Source organism: Capnocytophaga sp. oral taxon 335 str. F0486 (genome assembly GCF_000277665.1).
GTDB lineage: Bacteria > Bacteroidota > Bacteroidia > Flavobacteriales > Flavobacteriaceae > Capnocytophaga > Capnocytophaga ochracea.
The window spans coordinates 36,593-51,477 of record NZ_AKFR01000006.1; the positions used below are offsets into that span (position 1 = coordinate 36,593).

Sequence of the window (14,885 nt, forward strand, 5' to 3'; positions counted from 1 at the left end):
CCATTTACCAATTCTCTCATTTTCTCATTTGCTAATTTCCTCATTTCCTCATTTTCTAATTTCCCTCTCTTGTACGGCTCGCACCTTTGCCAAAGTTGATTAGTGGTATTATTGGCATTTCTGGCATTATTGGCGTTTATCCCATTTCCTCATTTTCCACTCATCGCTTTTGCATCGCCATTCCTAGTGCCTAAGGCCTATGCCCTAAGGCCTATGTCCTAAGGCCTCACATCTAAAAACCTAAAATAATTTTGTCAATTCAATAAAAGATTGTAATTTTGCTTGTCTAAAAATATATTTTGATAATACAAACGCTTATATGACCATTACCTTAGCCTCACTGAAAATAGGACAAACCGCTGTCATTACCGGATTTATCCCTGAATGCCGACAAGAAGTAAGGCAACGTTTGCTCGACTTAGGTTTCGTACGCGGGTCAAAAATCAAGATAGAAAACGTCAGCCCCCTATCCGACCCCGTTGCGTATAGCATTCACAACACCCAAATCGCCCTCCGCAAAACCGATGCCCTCTGTGTACTGATTCAGGTGGCAGGAGATAGAGGTTAGGTGTCAGATGTGCTACACTTTACCAAAGTTTTTGCCTGTGTGGCTCGCACCTTTGGCAAAGTTGATAATCCTTGTAAATAAGAGAAAATTAATATAAACGAATCAAACAAGCGTTCGGCTTGTTATACAACTATGAAAAACACTTGCGATATTTGTGCCCTCAACCCCTCCGCTTCCCTAAAACCCTTAGGCGAAGAGGCAGGCACTTATAACTATACCATTGCCCTCGCAGGGAATCCTAATACCGGCAAAAGCACCGTTTTCAACGCTCTTACCGGCTTGCGCCAACACACCGGCAACTGGCCTGGTAAAACCGTAACACGTGCCGAAGGCAGTTTCTCATTCCATAAGCAACGATACCGCATTATCGACCTACCGGGCACCTACTCTCTGCTTTCTACTTCCGAAGACGAAGAAGTAGCACGCGACTTTATTCTCTTTGGCAAACCCGATGTAACAGTCATCGTAGTAGATGCAAGTCGTTTAGAACGCAACCTCAGCTTGGCACTCCAAATACTCGAAATCACCGATAAGGCAGTGCTTTGTCTCAACCTGATGGACGAGGCGCGCCGGCATCACATCAATATCGATACCCGCACCCTTTCACGCGATTTGGGCATTCCCGTAGTGGCAACATCTGCACGTACCAAAGAAGGTATCGCCGATTTACTCTTTGCTATCGAAGAAGTGGTAAGTGGTAAATTCCAAACGAAAAAACAAACCTTTATCGACCTTCCTAAGCAAAATGCCGAAGCCATTGCTGAACTGCAATTGGCACTTTCTGAACTAAATCCCGATTTACCAAATACACGTTGGCTCTCAATGCGACTCATCGAAGGCGATGAGAGTGTACAAAAAGGTATAGAAGAAGGAGCTTTTTCTGCTGAAAATAACCCCGAAAAACAGGCGCGTATCTTGCGTATTGCCGAAGAATATCACCATCTCTTAGGCGATACGTACCGCAACGATTTGGTAGAAGCAATCTACGCCCAAGCTACTGCCCTTACCAATGCCTCCGTCAGTACCGATTTTACTGCGCGCTCTTTCCGCATCGACCGCGCAATAGATAAAATCGTAACACATAAAATTTGGGGTTTCCCTATTATGTTTCTGCTCTTGGCAGGTGTGCTGTGGATTACCATTATCGGGGCTAACTACCCTTCGCAATGGCTCTCCGATTTATTTGTAGGGTGGCTCTATCCGCTCTTGAAAAATGGAGCAAATGCTCTGCATTTCCCTTGGTGGCTCAGCGGTTTCCTTATCGATGGAGTGTACTTGGCTACGGTATGGGTCATTTCAGTGATGTTACCCCCAATGGCAATATTCTTTCCGCTGTTCACCCTCCTCGAAGACTTTGGCTACCTGCCTCGTGTGGCTTTTAATCTCGATAAGCTCTTTCGCACAGCAGGCGCTCACGGCAAGCAAGCTCTCACAATGAGTATGGGCTTTGGTTGTAATGCCGCAGGAGTGGTAGCAACGCGTATTATCAACAGTCCGCGTGAAAAACTCATTGCCATTATCACCAATAACTTTTCGCTTTGCAACGGTCGTTGGCCTACCCAAATACTCATCGCTACATTGTTCATCGGGGCTTTAGTGCCCAAGCAGTGGAGCGATACAGTAGCAATGCTTGCTGTCATAGGCATAGCCGTATTAGGTATTGTCTTTTCATTCTTCACCTCGTGGCTATTGAGCAAGACACTTCTCAAAGGCGAATCGTCGTTCTTTGTATTGGAGTTGCCTCCTTATCGTCCACCGCGCTTTTTTCAGACGCTCTACACATCGCTTATCGATAGAACCCTTATCGTGCTCTGGCGCGCTGTTGTATTTGCTGCGCCTGCGGGAGCAGTAATATGGCTGATATGCAATCTCCAAATAGCTCACCAGCCCATTGCTCTCTGGCTTATTCAAGGGTTAGACCCCATAGGCGTGTTTATAGGCTTAAACGGCGTAATCCTGCTTGCCTATATCGTTGCCATTCCAGCCAACGAAATCGTCATTCCCACCGTGCTGATGCTCACCACTATGGTCTTAGGGCAAACAGCAGTAGGCGAGGGGGCAGGCGTACTGATGGAAGCCTCAACCTCTCAAGTAGGTACCTTGCTACACGCTGGTGGTTGGACGCTCCTCACTGCCGTAAACCTAATGTTATTCAGTTTGTTACATAATCCTTGTAGTACTACTATCTACACGATATACAAAGAAACCCATAGCAAGAAATGGACGCTCATTGCTACACTCTTGCCCGTACTATATGGCATAGTAGTCTGTTTTTTGGTGGCAAAACTGTGGTAATAACCTAAAAACATTTGCTTTTTTAGTTAAAACAGGCTATCTTTGCACAGATATTTTAATAAGCAATGATATGAAACGCTTTCTTTTGCTCTTTACTCTCCTAACCACTACAACTTATGCACAACTCTCTTCTTACACCTATAAGCAAGAACTGAAAGGTGTAAAGGGGAACACTTGGCATAAACTCATTCTACCCGACCATATCTTTGCACAATTCCAAAGTTATGGCACTGACCTCCGTATTTATGGCGTATCGGCTACTGATACCATCGAAGTCCCTTATACAGTAATCGACACTAATAACATCGTAAAACACAAGGTCAATTTCTCAGTAATAAACAGTAAAGAAACCAAATGCAGTTACATAAACTTCAGTCTGCCTCAGGCTCTTCGCATCTGTAAGATACGCGTTGTCCCTCAAGCCTCTTATGATTATTACAGGAAGCTAAATCTCGCTACTTCTGTTACCGAATCGTATGCGCAAAAGCGTTGTGATAGTTATTGTTCTTACGATTTAAGAGAAGCACCTCTTAGTTCTAAAACCAATAATACCTTCTCCTTTGATGATATTCTTGTGAAATACGGACAAATAATAATAGAAAACGGAGATAACGAGCCTCTTCCTATTAGCGAAGTCGTAGTGTATGCAATACGTTATACCTTAGCAGCTCGTTTTTTAGACCCTAATTGCACCTATTATTTAGCTTATGGCAAAGAAGATGATTATACCCCCGAATATGATATAGAGCACTTCATAACCGATATCCCCAAACAACTCACCGAATTGCAATATGGCGAAGTCCTCAAACAACCCAAAACAGAAAGCGCTTCTGTAAAAGCATCTTCCTCTCCTGCCGAAAAATCTCATCAGCAACTCCTTTGGTGGGTAATGGGAGTGATTGTACTACTTATTTTTATATTTTCAGCAAAGATGATGAAGAAATAAGCAGAACTCCAAGCAAAAAAAGAATACAAAATGCGCATAACACTAAGTAATTCGTTTTTGATAACTACTTTAGTAAGTTTAGTTACTTTTGACTGCTATCAAAATAGTACTTTCGCTTCTAAAACAATAGTTTTTACAATTCTCTCTGTAGGATTCATTTTTTACTTCATTTGGCAAATAATCTTGTCAAAAAAGAATTTATTTGTCTCATCAATAGATCTTGTTGTATTTGCACTGCTGGTTCATATCATTTCTAATGCCCTTATAAAAGGTACAATCAACTCATTGCGTTATTACGACCTTATCAGCTGTTATGCTTATTATTTGTTCTTGAGGAATGTCATAAGAGCAGAAAAGACAATATTAGCTATTGTATTAGGAGTCAGTTTAGCTATTTTTGTCAATACACTATACGGGTGTGGACAATATTTTTATGTATTTGAGTCTTTCCATTCTAACTATGCACTTACAGGTAGCTTTTTCAATCCTGCTCCTTTCGCTGGACTTATTGCGGTAGGTAGTATGTTTAGTGTATTTCTACTATTGTACAGAAAGAGTCTTTATAGATATATTACCAGTATAAAAGCACGAAAAACAATTGTAAAATTCCTGTATTATCTTAGTGTTTTAAACATTTTATTGAGCATAGGTGTACTCATTATCCTGCAGTCAAGAGCTTCGTGGTTAGCTTTTATTATAGGGACGTCTTATATGGTTTATACAAAGGTAACTCAAAAGATAAAATTCTCTATCAAGCGATATAGATATATTGCAACAGCATTTGTGCTTATAGCCGTATGTACTTTCTTTTTCTACACTATGCGAAAAGACTCTGCCGATGGACGCGTATTAGTATGGAAAATAAGTACTGAAATGCTCAAAGATTTTTCTCTCACAGGCACAGGTCTTGATGGTTATAAAGCTCATTATATGGATTATCAAGCGCAGTATTTTGCTAAAAACAAAGCTTCTAAACAAGAAATAGCTTTGTCTGACAACGTAGTATATGCCTTTAATGATTTTCTGCAGTTTTTTATAGAAGAAGGCATTCTAGGATTTTTGTTGCTTGTAACGCTTATATGGCTCATATTCAAACAGCCTAAAAGTATAGTTCGTAACATAAGTACTTGCCTTATACTTGTTTTATCAGCATTTGCGTGTTTTTCATATCCTTTACAGATTCTCCCCCTTAAACTGATAGCTTTCACCGCAATAGCATTTATTGCTTTTTCAGCAAAAAACAAACAAGAACTCAAACTGCCTTATGCTTTTATGCGTTGGCAAATCCTTTCAATAACCATTGCTTGGATAGGGTTACAACTCTATAATGCTCACAGTTTGCATACGGGTTATAGTATTTGGAAGAAAGCATTCGATGCTTATCAAGAAATGAATTTTAAAGAAAGTATATCATTATATAAAAGTTCTTGTAAATATTTAAAAACAAATGGTGAGTTTTTAATGCACTACGGAAAGGCTTTAAGCTTAGCAGAACAACCTCAATGCTCCAATTTTGTGCTTCACCAAGCAGAGCAATATTTAAACAATACGGTTGTTCAAACCTCTTTAGGCGATAATTACACAGCTTTGCAAGGCTATCCACAAGCTATACAACACTATCAAAAAGCCTGTGATATGATACCTAACCGTCTCTATCCTCACTACTTATTAGCAAAGATGTATGAGAAACAAGAAAACTTTACCAAAGCAAAGCAAGAAGCTACTATCATATTGCAAATGCCTGTAAAAATACCTTCTATCGCCACTTATCAAATACGAGAAGAGATGAAAGAACTATTAAAAATGAATGATAAACCAGACACAAAATAACTATTTGTTGTTAATTTAATAACACAATAAATAATTAATATTTGGAAGGAATAAGAGCTGTGTTTAAAAATATTTTATAATTTATTTGGAAGTTATCATTTTTTTGTAGTATGTTTGTGCCGTAAAAACCAATAAATATTATACCGCAAACATTCACATTAGCTAAACAAGGATTTATATTTGCCTTTCGAGAAGATAAATAGATAACTAAGCTACGAGTTATTTCCTTATACGAAAAACAGTGCAAAATCAAAAAGTATTAATCAAAAAAAAAATAAATTAAAGATGAAAAAAAATGTTTTTAAAATTGTAATTGCCTCATTAATTATTATAGGAGGCTTAGTATTCTATTCTTGTCAAACAGATAAGAAAAATGAAATTGAAAAACCTAATAAATCTTCTATTACAGCAAAAAGTATGGAGTTTGTTGGGATTGAACATAACCAATTATTAGAAGAAAGTTTCCAATTTCTAAAGAAAGAACATCGAAAAAATAGCTATGTAGCTAGAACAATTGATAACAGAAAACAGAGATTAGAAGATTTCCTAATTTCAAGAGTTGAATCTAACAATAAGTATTCTAAAGAATCAAATGAATTAGCTGTCGCAAATATCAAAAAAGCTTTTAGTTCAGAGAGTACTATTGCTTCAAGAGTTTCTATATCTAATGCTTCAAGAGTTTCTATATCTAATGAATCAACTATAGATTTCCCAGAAGAAATAAAGGGGTATTTAGAGGATTTAGACAAAATTCTTGATCAGATTGGTTCCAATACAGATGTTGGGGAAAAAATTTCTAATCTAGAAAAAAGAATTGAAATGGATAATAAATTAACAGAGAAAAATCTTATCATTCTTTTTTCTGCAACTCAGACAGCAAAATATTCTTACGCATATTGGAGTAAAAATGCTGATAAATGGAAGTTTTTATCGAAAGAAGGAACATTGAGAGCGATACGCAGATCGGCTGACTCAGACTCAGAACAAGGAAATAGTAATAGTAATAGTGGTTGGGAAACTACTAAAGATATTGTTAAATATGATGTTGCTGGAGCTGCTGGTGGCGCAGCTGGAGCTGCTATTGTAAATGTAATTCCAGTTGCAGGACAAGTAGCTTATGGAAGTGCTATTGTAGGTGGTGCCGTAGGAGCTTCTGTAACAGAAGGTGTGAAAAAACTCCTTGATTGGATGATTTAAACCATTTTATTATGCCTTTAAAAAAACAGATTATTATTTATTCAATAGCCATAGTTACCACAATATTAGTTAGCCTGCTGTTTTCTTCCTTTTTTGGAAGAAGCGAGGGGTATACCTCTATAGTAGTTTTGGCTGTCCTCTTTGCTAATATATTTATCAATAATAAAGAACGGCAAGCCCAAAAGACTAATACAATTTTGACACTAAAAAATATAGATTATATAACTATATTTGTAGCTGTGGTTGTTGGTGTTTTTGTAGCAGAAGGTGTAGTAAGATTGTTAGATAAACTTTTTTAATCCATCATATTATATTATGGAACCTTTTTTAGTTACAACTTTTCTGATACTGCTTTTCCTTTTAATACTTTGGGGACTGTTAGATGTTTTCTATCGTCATTACAAGAAAGACCCTACCGTAGAAATGTATTGGATATTTATTATCTTATTATTTCCTTTTTTAGGTACGCTCTTATATTTTCATAGAAAACACAGCCAAAGACCGAAAAGCAGTCTTTTCTCACAACGTATTTAATTAATCTTTAAAACAAGCCCTTGCCCAAAAGCAGGGGCTTTTGTACCTCTTTATGAAATATCTTATATCCATTACTCTGCTTTCTCTTTTATTTTCTTGCTCCACTAAAAACGAGGCTTTAGAATTTGCTTTACAACAGGCGGGGACTAACCGCCCCGAGTTAAAAAAGGTATTAGCTCACTACCAAAACGACAGCTTAAAATATCAAGCTGCTGTGTTCCTTATAAAAAATATGCCTTATTATGAGTATCAGGTGAGCCCTGAGATAGATAGTATAAAAACACTTTTAATGCATATCTTTAAAAAGGGAGACTTAACCGAAGCAGAACGCCAAAAAGGAGTAAGCTGGCAAGAGGAGACCTCCAATGTTACTTATAAACAAGATATCAAAGAGGTAAAAGCTTCTATGCTTATTGAAAATATTGACTATGCGTTTAAAGTTTGGAAGGAAAAACCTTGGAATAAAAACCTCTCTTTTGAAGATTTTTGTGAGCTCATATTGCCTTATCGTATTGCCGAAGAGCCATTAACCAATTGGCGCAAGCAATACTATCAAAAATATAACCATATCTTAGATTCTCTCTATCAAGGTACAGATGTAATAGAGGCTTGCAATATACTTTCTCGTTACTTGCGAGAGGAAAAGAAATTCTATTACTTCGTTGATTTTGGCACTCCTCGTCAAGGAGCACTTTTTCAGTTAGACAATAGGATAGGTACTTGTCGGGATGCCTGTGATATTGCTACTTACGTGATGCGGGCAGTAGGGATCCCTGTTACTACAGATATCTATTTGTACTCTCCCGAATACCAATCAGACCACGAGTGGAGTGTGGTGCGCGATACTACCGGCAGATATCTATCCTTTTGGTATGAACAATATGATGCTACTCGCGACCCCTCTTTTACTGATAAACGCAAAAAAGTGAAGGTCTTTAGAATGACCTATGGAATCCAACGCCCCTTTCAAGAGTTATCTCAACTACCTCCCTCATTACAAAATCCTTTCTTAAAAGATGTTTCCCAAGAATACTTTGGTAAAAACAGAGCTATTGTTTCACTACAAAGCGAAGCTAAAAATGCTTTTATTGGGGTCTTTACCGCTCGTATGGGGTGGTTAGTCGTAGGACAAGGTAAAGTAACAAATAATACAGCCACGTTTGAAAATATAGAACCTTTTGTGATTTACCAGCCTCTGAGCTATGAAAACGGCGAACTCACGCCTATAGCCTACCCTTTTATGCTTCAAAAAGATAAGGTACACAGTTTTATTCCTCAAGAAAAGCAAGAGGTAGTACTTACCCGTAAATACCCTTTGCGCAAAACTAGTTCTGCTCGTTTTAAAAATTGGCTTTTAAATACAACACTCAAAGCAAGTAATAATGTTAGTTTTTCTCCTGTTGAAACCCTGCATATAATGAAGTCTTTGCCTGTTCAAAATGTAATAGAAGTACCTATTCACTCGCAAAAAGCCTATCGTTATTTTCAATATGAAGTACCCAAAGATTCTGTACTTTCTATTGCTGAAATTCATTTTTTCGGGAAAGATAACAAAGAAGTTGTCTTCGATACTATCTATAGCAATGGCAAACCTTGGAAAGATATTGCGCTTTTTCAGCTCAAAAATTGTTACGATAATGACCCTGTTTCTTATTTCCATACTTGGGAAACAGGCACAAGTCTATTCTTTAAATCCAGTACACCACAAAGCATTACAAAAGTAATACTCATTCCCCGTAATGATGATAATTTCATCAGAGAAGGTGATGTATATGAACTCTTTTATAACAAGGGTATTAAAGGGTGGGTGTCATTAGGCGAACAAAAAGGGACTAAAACAGAAAAACTATACTATCAAGCACCTAAAAATGCGGTACTATGGCTTAAAAATAAAACCAGAGGCAAGGAAGAACAAATCTTCTTATATCAAAACAACCGACAGATATTCCCTATTTTTGAAGAAGAAAAAAACGTATCTCAAAATCTAAATTAAATAACTTTCTCACTATTCCTCATTCGTCATTCGTAATTATTTATTACCTTTGCCCCCTAAACAAATAATAGGTAACAAGTAATTAGGTAACAAATGCCGTTACCTCTTACCTCTTACCTCTTACCTAAATCAAATGGATCAAAGAAAAAAAGAAGAGGCACTACACTATCACGAGTTTCCACAACCTGGTAAAATCGCTATTGTGCCTACCAAAAAACATTCTACACAACACGACCTCGCGTTGGCTTACTCTCCTGGAGTAGCCGAACCTTGCTTGGCAATTGCCGAAGATAAAAGCAACGCCTATAAGTATACTGCCAAGAGCAACCTCGTAGCCGTAATCTCCAACGGTACTGCCGTGCTCGGTTTAGGCGATATAGGCGCTGATGCCTCTAAACCTGTAATGGAAGGAAAGGGTTTGCTTTTCAAAATATTTGCAGGTATCGATGTGTTCGACATCGAAGTAGATGCCACCGATGTCGATAAGTTCGTAGAAACCGTAAAAGCTATTGCTCCTACCTTCGGGGGTATCAACCTCGAAGATATCAAAGCACCTGAGGCTTTCGAGATTGAACGTCGCCTAAAAGAGGAATTGGATATCCCTGTAATGCACGACGACCAGCACGGTACAGCTATCATCTCGGCAGCAGCCCTTGTCAATGCTTTAGAAATTGTAGGTAAGGACATTGCCAAAGCGCAGATAGTAGTAAACGGCGCAGGAGCCGCCGCTATCTCTTGTACACGCTTGTACGTGGCTTTGGGAGCCAACCCTAAGAACATCGTAATGTGCGATAGTAAGGGTGTGATTCGTAAAGACGCTCCCAACCTCACCGAACAAAAAGCCGAATTTGCTACCGACCGCAATCTCCGTACTCTCGAAGAAGCGGTAAAAGGTTCTGATGTATTCATCGGTCTTTCTAAGGGAGATGTGCTTACCCCCGAGATGTTGCTCTCTATGAATAAGGACGCTATTGTATTTGCAATGGCAAACCCTATTCCTGAAATCGATTACGATTTGGCGGTGAAAACCCGCAAAGATATCATTATGGCTACAGGTCGTTCCGACTTCCCTAACCAAGTGAACAACGTGCTCGGTTTCCCTTATATCTTCCGCGGAGCGTTGGACGTTCGCGCTACTAAAATCAACGAAGAAATGAAACTCGCTGCGGTACGTGCTATCGCCGATCTTGCCAAAAAAACTGTACCTCAGCAAGTAAGTTTGGTATACGGAGGTGAAAATCTCACCTTTGGTCGTAACTATATTATTCCTAAGCCGTTCGACCCTCGTTTGATATACGAAGTACCGCCCGCTATTGCCAAAGCCGCTATGGATTCGGGGGTAGCACAAAAGCCTATTACCAACTGGGAAGCCTACAAAGGCGAACTAATGGACAGAATTGGTGTAGGTAGCAAAGAAATACGCCTATTGCAAGACCGTGCCAAACGAAATCCTAAACGCGTAGTATTTGCTGAAGCCGACCAATTAGAAGTGCTTAAAGCTGCTCAACGCATTTATGAAGATGGTATCGGTATTCCTGTGCTTTTGGGTAACAAAGAAGTGATAAAAGCGCTCAAATACGAAATAGGTTTCTCCGGTCGTGTAGATGTAATCGACCCTAAAAGTGATGCCGAAAAAACACGTCGTGAGAAGTTTGTAAAGCATTATTGGAAACTGCGCGAACGTCGTGGTATCACCTACGAAGTAGCCGAACGCCTAATGCGCGAGCGCAATTACTTTGGTACGATGCTCGTAGAAACCGGTCAAGCCGATGCAATGATTACTGGTTACTCTCACGCTTATCCTAATGCGATTCGCCCTGTATTGGAGATTATTAAAAAAGACGAAGGTGTAGAGCGTATCGCAGCCACCAGCATTATGCTCACCAAACAGGGTCCTTTATTCCTTTCAGATGCTACTATCAATATCGACCCTACTGCCGAAGAGTTGGCTAACATCGCCTTGCTTACGGCTCGTGCTGTGAAGTTCTTCGGCTTAAAACCTTCGGTAGCGATGTTGTCGTATTCTAACTTTGGTTCGGCAGTATCCGAAAGTAGCCTGAAAGTACGTGAGGCAGTAGCTTACCTCCACAAGCACCACCCCGATTTAGTAGTCGATGGTGAAATCCAAGCCGATTTTGCTCTCAATCCTGAGAAGATTGCCAAGAACTATCCGTTCTCTAAGCTCAACAAGGGCAAAGGGGCTAATGTACTCATCTTCCCTAATCTCGAAGCGGCAAATATCAGTTACAAGCTTCTCAAGGAAACCCAACACTTAGACACCATAGGTCCTGTGATTTTAGGTCTTTCTAAACCCATTCACATCACCACTATCGGTTCTACTGTCGACGAAATGGTAAATCTCGCTACCCTTGCAGTAATTGACGCTCAACAAAAATAGTACGAGTCGCACAAACAATTACTGCGAAGTTATATAAACAATAAAAAAATGTTGTTTTCATATTATAAAAAAGGCTGTTCAATATTATTGAACAGCCTTTTTTTATTACTTAGTAATCATATTGCTACCTTTAGTATTTTACTTACTTGAGGCAATAAACCACCTTTCTTTCACTATCTCTCACATATTCCACTCCAAGCATTTTACCTCCAGCCCACGTTACTTATTTTATATCCGACAATTCTAACCTATAAAATGACTGATATGAGCAGATAGCAAGACCATAAGCTCAATTAATGTTCGATTATAATTTTATTAACCATCGTTGTAGACCCACTGTAGAGCCACTGTAGACCCACTGTAGACCCACTGTAGACCCACTGAAAACCCACTGTAGTTCCGTTTAAAATTTATTTAAAGTCCGTCAGAGGTCTCACAGAGCAACTGCGCAAAATTATCAACTATAACTCAGTTCGATATGTACAAAGCGAATTAAGAGTTGAAGAAAAATAGTATATTGTTTTTATTAAGAGTTATGTTCTTCGTCTATGATAAGCATCGCTACTACCCCATTTGAGGGAGGGTAGGGAGGAATGTTTATAATCGGCTAATATAGATGTAACCACACACAAGGTGTATTTCGCAAAACGTAAACAACTACCGTTGATTTTCAACTTTTAATGTTCTCTCTTTAATTATTTTTACATAAACCTAAAAATAATTTTTAATTTGTTTTCGTATAATCTAAAAATATACTACCTTTGCCCCAAAATAATGATATTAGTAATATATGAAAACTTTTTTATTAGCTATCTCTTTAGCTTTTAGTATTTTGAGTTTCTCTCAGGAAGGTACTATCAAAGGTACTATCACGGCAGAGGGTCAACCCTTAGAAGCCGTAACTGTCCAACTCGAAGGTAAAACCTTCAAAAAATGGACAACCTCCGACCGCAATGGTCAGTATTCTCTTTCCTTACCCGCTGGTGAATATAGGCTAAAAGTGCGTTCGTTGGGGTATATTCCTTATAACGATAAAGTTGTAATCACAGGAGAAGAGACTCTCTCTCAAGATGTCTCTCTCAAAGAAGATGTAGTCGGAATGGAAGAAGTGGTCGTAACAGCTACCAAAACCAAAGAAAACCGTAAGGACGCACCTGTATTGGTGAGTGTTACTACCAATCGCGAACTGGCAAACGTTAAAGCCCATACCTTGATGGAAGGTCTGGTATTCCAACCGGGTTTGCGCACCGAAGTAAACTGCCAGAACTGTGGTACTTCCCAAGTGCGCATCAACGGTTTGGAGGGTGCTTATTCCCAAATTCTCATCGATAGCCGTCCTATCTTTGGCTCGCTTAATGGTGTGTATGGCTTAGACCAAATCCCTGCCAATATGATTGAGCGCATAGAGGTGATTCGTGGAGGTGGCTCAGCGCTTTTTGGCTCTAATGCCATTGCCGGTACTATCAACGTGATTACTAAAAACCCTACTAAAAACGAGGCGCAAGCAGGTATTGTGGGCAATCTCATAGGCGGTAAATCAGGCGATGTGGTAAGCTCCTTCAATGGCTCTCTCGTGAGTGAGAATTATATGCGCGGTATCTCTTTCCACGCTATGCAACGCACACGTCAGTCTTACGACGATAATGGCGATGACTTTACCGAAATCACTCGTTTGCGCAACCTTAATGCGGGTGCGAAACTCTTTAATGATTTCACCGACCGTCATAAGCTCACCGCCGAACTGAACGTGAGCAACGAAAACCGTCGCGGAGGTAATAAACTCGACGAACCCGAACACCTTGCCGACCTTGCCGAGAGCATTCGCACTCAAATGCTTGGAGGGAATGCAAGTTTCGACTACTTTTCGCCTGCTTATAACCATAAGTTCACCGCCTATACCAGTGCCGAACGCACTCGCGCCGATAACTATTACGGCAGTTTCGACGGTACTGATATAGTAGCGTCTTCTGGCAACTATGGGGTTACTAAAGAAAACATATGGTTACTCGGCGGACAGCATACGGCTTATGTGCCTACGGGCAACGGCAATTTGCAATGGACGTCGGGCGCCGAATATCAATACGACAAGATAGCCGAAAAGCGTCAGAATCCTAATGTGCTTGCCGTAAACCAAAAAGCGAATACATTTGGTCTCTTCACTCAAGCCGATTGGCGTATCTCTCCCAAAATCAAAGTGCTCGGGGGTGTCCGATTTGACAATGTCAATTCCGATATAATGAAGAAAAGCGTTACAGCACTCAACCCTCGTGCGAGTGTCCTCTACAATATCGATGAGAATTTCATTGCTCGGGGTTCGTATTCAAGAGGATTTAGAGCGCCTTTCTTCTATTCAGAAGATGTACACAGCGAATTGCAAGGAGGTGAAGCACGACGCGTAAAACTCGCTGATGATCTTAAAAAAGAGACCTCCGATAGCTTTACCGCTTCTTTCGAATATAACCACGCTCACGATAACCACCAATTTGTAGCGATGATTGAAGGGTTTTATACAGCTTTGCACGATCGCTTTACTTATGAAGATGTAGGTTTAGAAAACGGATTGCCTATCCGTGAGAAACGCAATTCCGATGGTGCCGTAGTGAAGGGAGTAAATATAGAAGTGAAGTATAGCCCCAATCCCAAATTTATGCTACAACTCGCCACTACTATCCAAAGTTCTAAATACAATAGTGTGCAAAACCCCGAAGAAAACGTCTATACCGATGAAATTCTCCGCACGCCAAGTGTGTATGGCAACCTAATGGCAACTTATAAACCACGCCCTAATTGGGATATCAACTTTGTAACTGTATATACAGGTAGTATGAAAACCACTCACTTAAAGGGATATATTCCTGATACGCGTTTGGAGACCACTCCTGCAATGTGGGACGTAGGCGTGAACACCGCTTATGAGTTTAAATTCCAAACTTTCTTTCCCTTAGAAGTGAGTTGCGGTATCAAAAACCTCTTCAACCAATATCAAAAAGATTTCGATAAAGGTGCTGAACGCGACGCCGATTACATCTATGGTCCTTCGCTACCTCGCACCGTGTTTGTAGGTTTGAAAGTGAAGATTTAGTATTCATATTAACTTTGCAAAGTTTGCAACAAAAAAGCGACT

Annotated in this window: 10 protein-coding genes; all 10 read left to right on the forward strand. The window is 39.7% G+C overall.

What is annotated here, in order from left to right; genetic code table 11:
- Positions 1-319: 319 nt before the first annotated feature.
- Positions 320-568, forward strand: a complete 249-nt coding sequence (locus tag HMPREF1320_RS00715) for a ferrous iron transport protein A (RefSeq protein ID WP_009417090.1) — start codon at positions 320-322, stop codon at positions 566-568.
- A 132-nt stretch (positions 569-700) separates the two neighbouring features.
- Complete coding sequence (gene feoB, locus HMPREF1320_RS00720) at positions 701-2,863, forward strand: ferrous iron transport protein B (protein ID WP_009417080.1); 2,163 nt, start codon at positions 701-703, stop codon at positions 2,861-2,863.
- Positions 2,864-2,933: 70 nt separating this feature from the next.
- On the forward strand, positions 2,934-3,809 hold the full coding sequence (locus HMPREF1320_RS00725; protein WP_009417098.1) for a hypothetical protein: 876 nt from the start codon (positions 2,934-2,936) through the stop codon (positions 3,807-3,809).
- Between the two features lie 30 nt (positions 3,810-3,839).
- Positions 3,840-5,639: an O-antigen ligase family protein gene (locus HMPREF1320_RS00730; RefSeq protein WP_232207517.1), complete on the forward strand. Its 1,800-nt coding sequence runs from the start codon at positions 3,840-3,842 to the stop codon at positions 5,637-5,639.
- Between the two features lie 285 nt (positions 5,640-5,924).
- The gene (locus HMPREF1320_RS00735; RefSeq protein WP_009417109.1) at positions 5,925-6,836 is read left to right on the forward strand and encodes a hypothetical protein; all 912 of its coding nucleotides are present in this window, start codon (positions 5,925-5,927) and stop codon (positions 6,834-6,836) included.
- A complete protein-coding gene (locus HMPREF1320_RS00740; RefSeq protein WP_232207518.1) occupies positions 6,824-7,135 on the forward strand; it encodes a hypothetical protein in 312 nt (103 codons plus the stop codon). The genes HMPREF1320_RS00735 and HMPREF1320_RS00740 overlap by 13 nt, the downstream gene beginning before the upstream one ends.
- 16 nt (positions 7,136-7,151) lie before the next feature.
- Positions 7,152-7,370 carry a PLDc N-terminal domain-containing protein gene (locus HMPREF1320_RS11825; protein ID WP_009417115.1) on the forward strand — a complete coding sequence of 73 codons (219 nt, stop codon included), beginning with the start codon at positions 7,152-7,154 and terminating at the stop codon, positions 7,368-7,370.
- A 52-nt stretch (positions 7,371-7,422) separates the two neighbouring features.
- The gene (locus tag HMPREF1320_RS00745) at positions 7,423-9,363 is read left to right on the forward strand and encodes a hypothetical protein (protein WP_034553737.1); all 1,941 of its coding nucleotides are present in this window, start codon (positions 7,423-7,425) and stop codon (positions 9,361-9,363) included.
- 133 nt (positions 9,364-9,496) lie between these two features.
- Positions 9,497-11,761, forward strand: coding sequence for an NADP-dependent malic enzyme (locus tag HMPREF1320_RS00750; protein ID WP_009417116.1), 2,265 nt, complete (start codon positions 9,497-9,499; stop codon positions 11,759-11,761).
- Between the two features lie 790 nt (positions 11,762-12,551).
- Complete coding sequence (locus HMPREF1320_RS00755) at positions 12,552-14,843, forward strand: TonB-dependent receptor (protein ID WP_009417121.1); 2,292 nt, start codon at positions 12,552-12,554, stop codon at positions 14,841-14,843.
- Positions 14,844-14,885: the final 42 nt, after the last annotated feature.

Excerpts from the sequence above, each read along its gene's own strand:
- HMPREF1320_RS00750 (WP_009417116.1), top strand. The coding sequence starts at position 9,497 with ATGGATCAAAGAAAAAAAGAAGAGGCACTACACTATCACGAGTTTCCA.
- HMPREF1320_RS00735 (WP_009417109.1), top strand. The coding sequence starts at position 5,925 with ATGAAAAAAAATGTTTTTAAAATTGTAATTGCCTCATTAATTATTATA.
- HMPREF1320_RS00715 (WP_009417090.1), top strand. The coding sequence starts at position 320 with ATGACCATTACCTTAGCCTCACTGAAAATAGGACAAACCGCTGTCATT.
- feoB (WP_009417080.1), top strand. The coding sequence starts at position 701 with ATGAAAAACACTTGCGATATTTGTGCCCTCAACCCCTCCGCTTCCCTA.
- HMPREF1320_RS11825 (WP_009417115.1), top strand. The coding sequence starts at position 7,152 with ATGGAACCTTTTTTAGTTACAACTTTTCTGATACTGCTTTTCCTTTTA.
- HMPREF1320_RS00725 (WP_009417098.1), top strand. The coding sequence starts at position 2,934 with ATGAAACGCTTTCTTTTGCTCTTTACTCTCCTAACCACTACAACTTAT.
- HMPREF1320_RS00730 (WP_232207517.1), top strand. The coding sequence starts at position 3,840 with ATGCGCATAACACTAAGTAATTCGTTTTTGATAACTACTTTAGTAAGT.
- HMPREF1320_RS00745 (WP_034553737.1), top strand. The coding sequence starts at position 7,423 with ATGAAATATCTTATATCCATTACTCTGCTTTCTCTTTTATTTTCTTGC.
- HMPREF1320_RS00755 (WP_009417121.1), top strand. The coding sequence starts at position 12,552 with ATGAAAACTTTTTTATTAGCTATCTCTTTAGCTTTTAGTATTTTGAGT.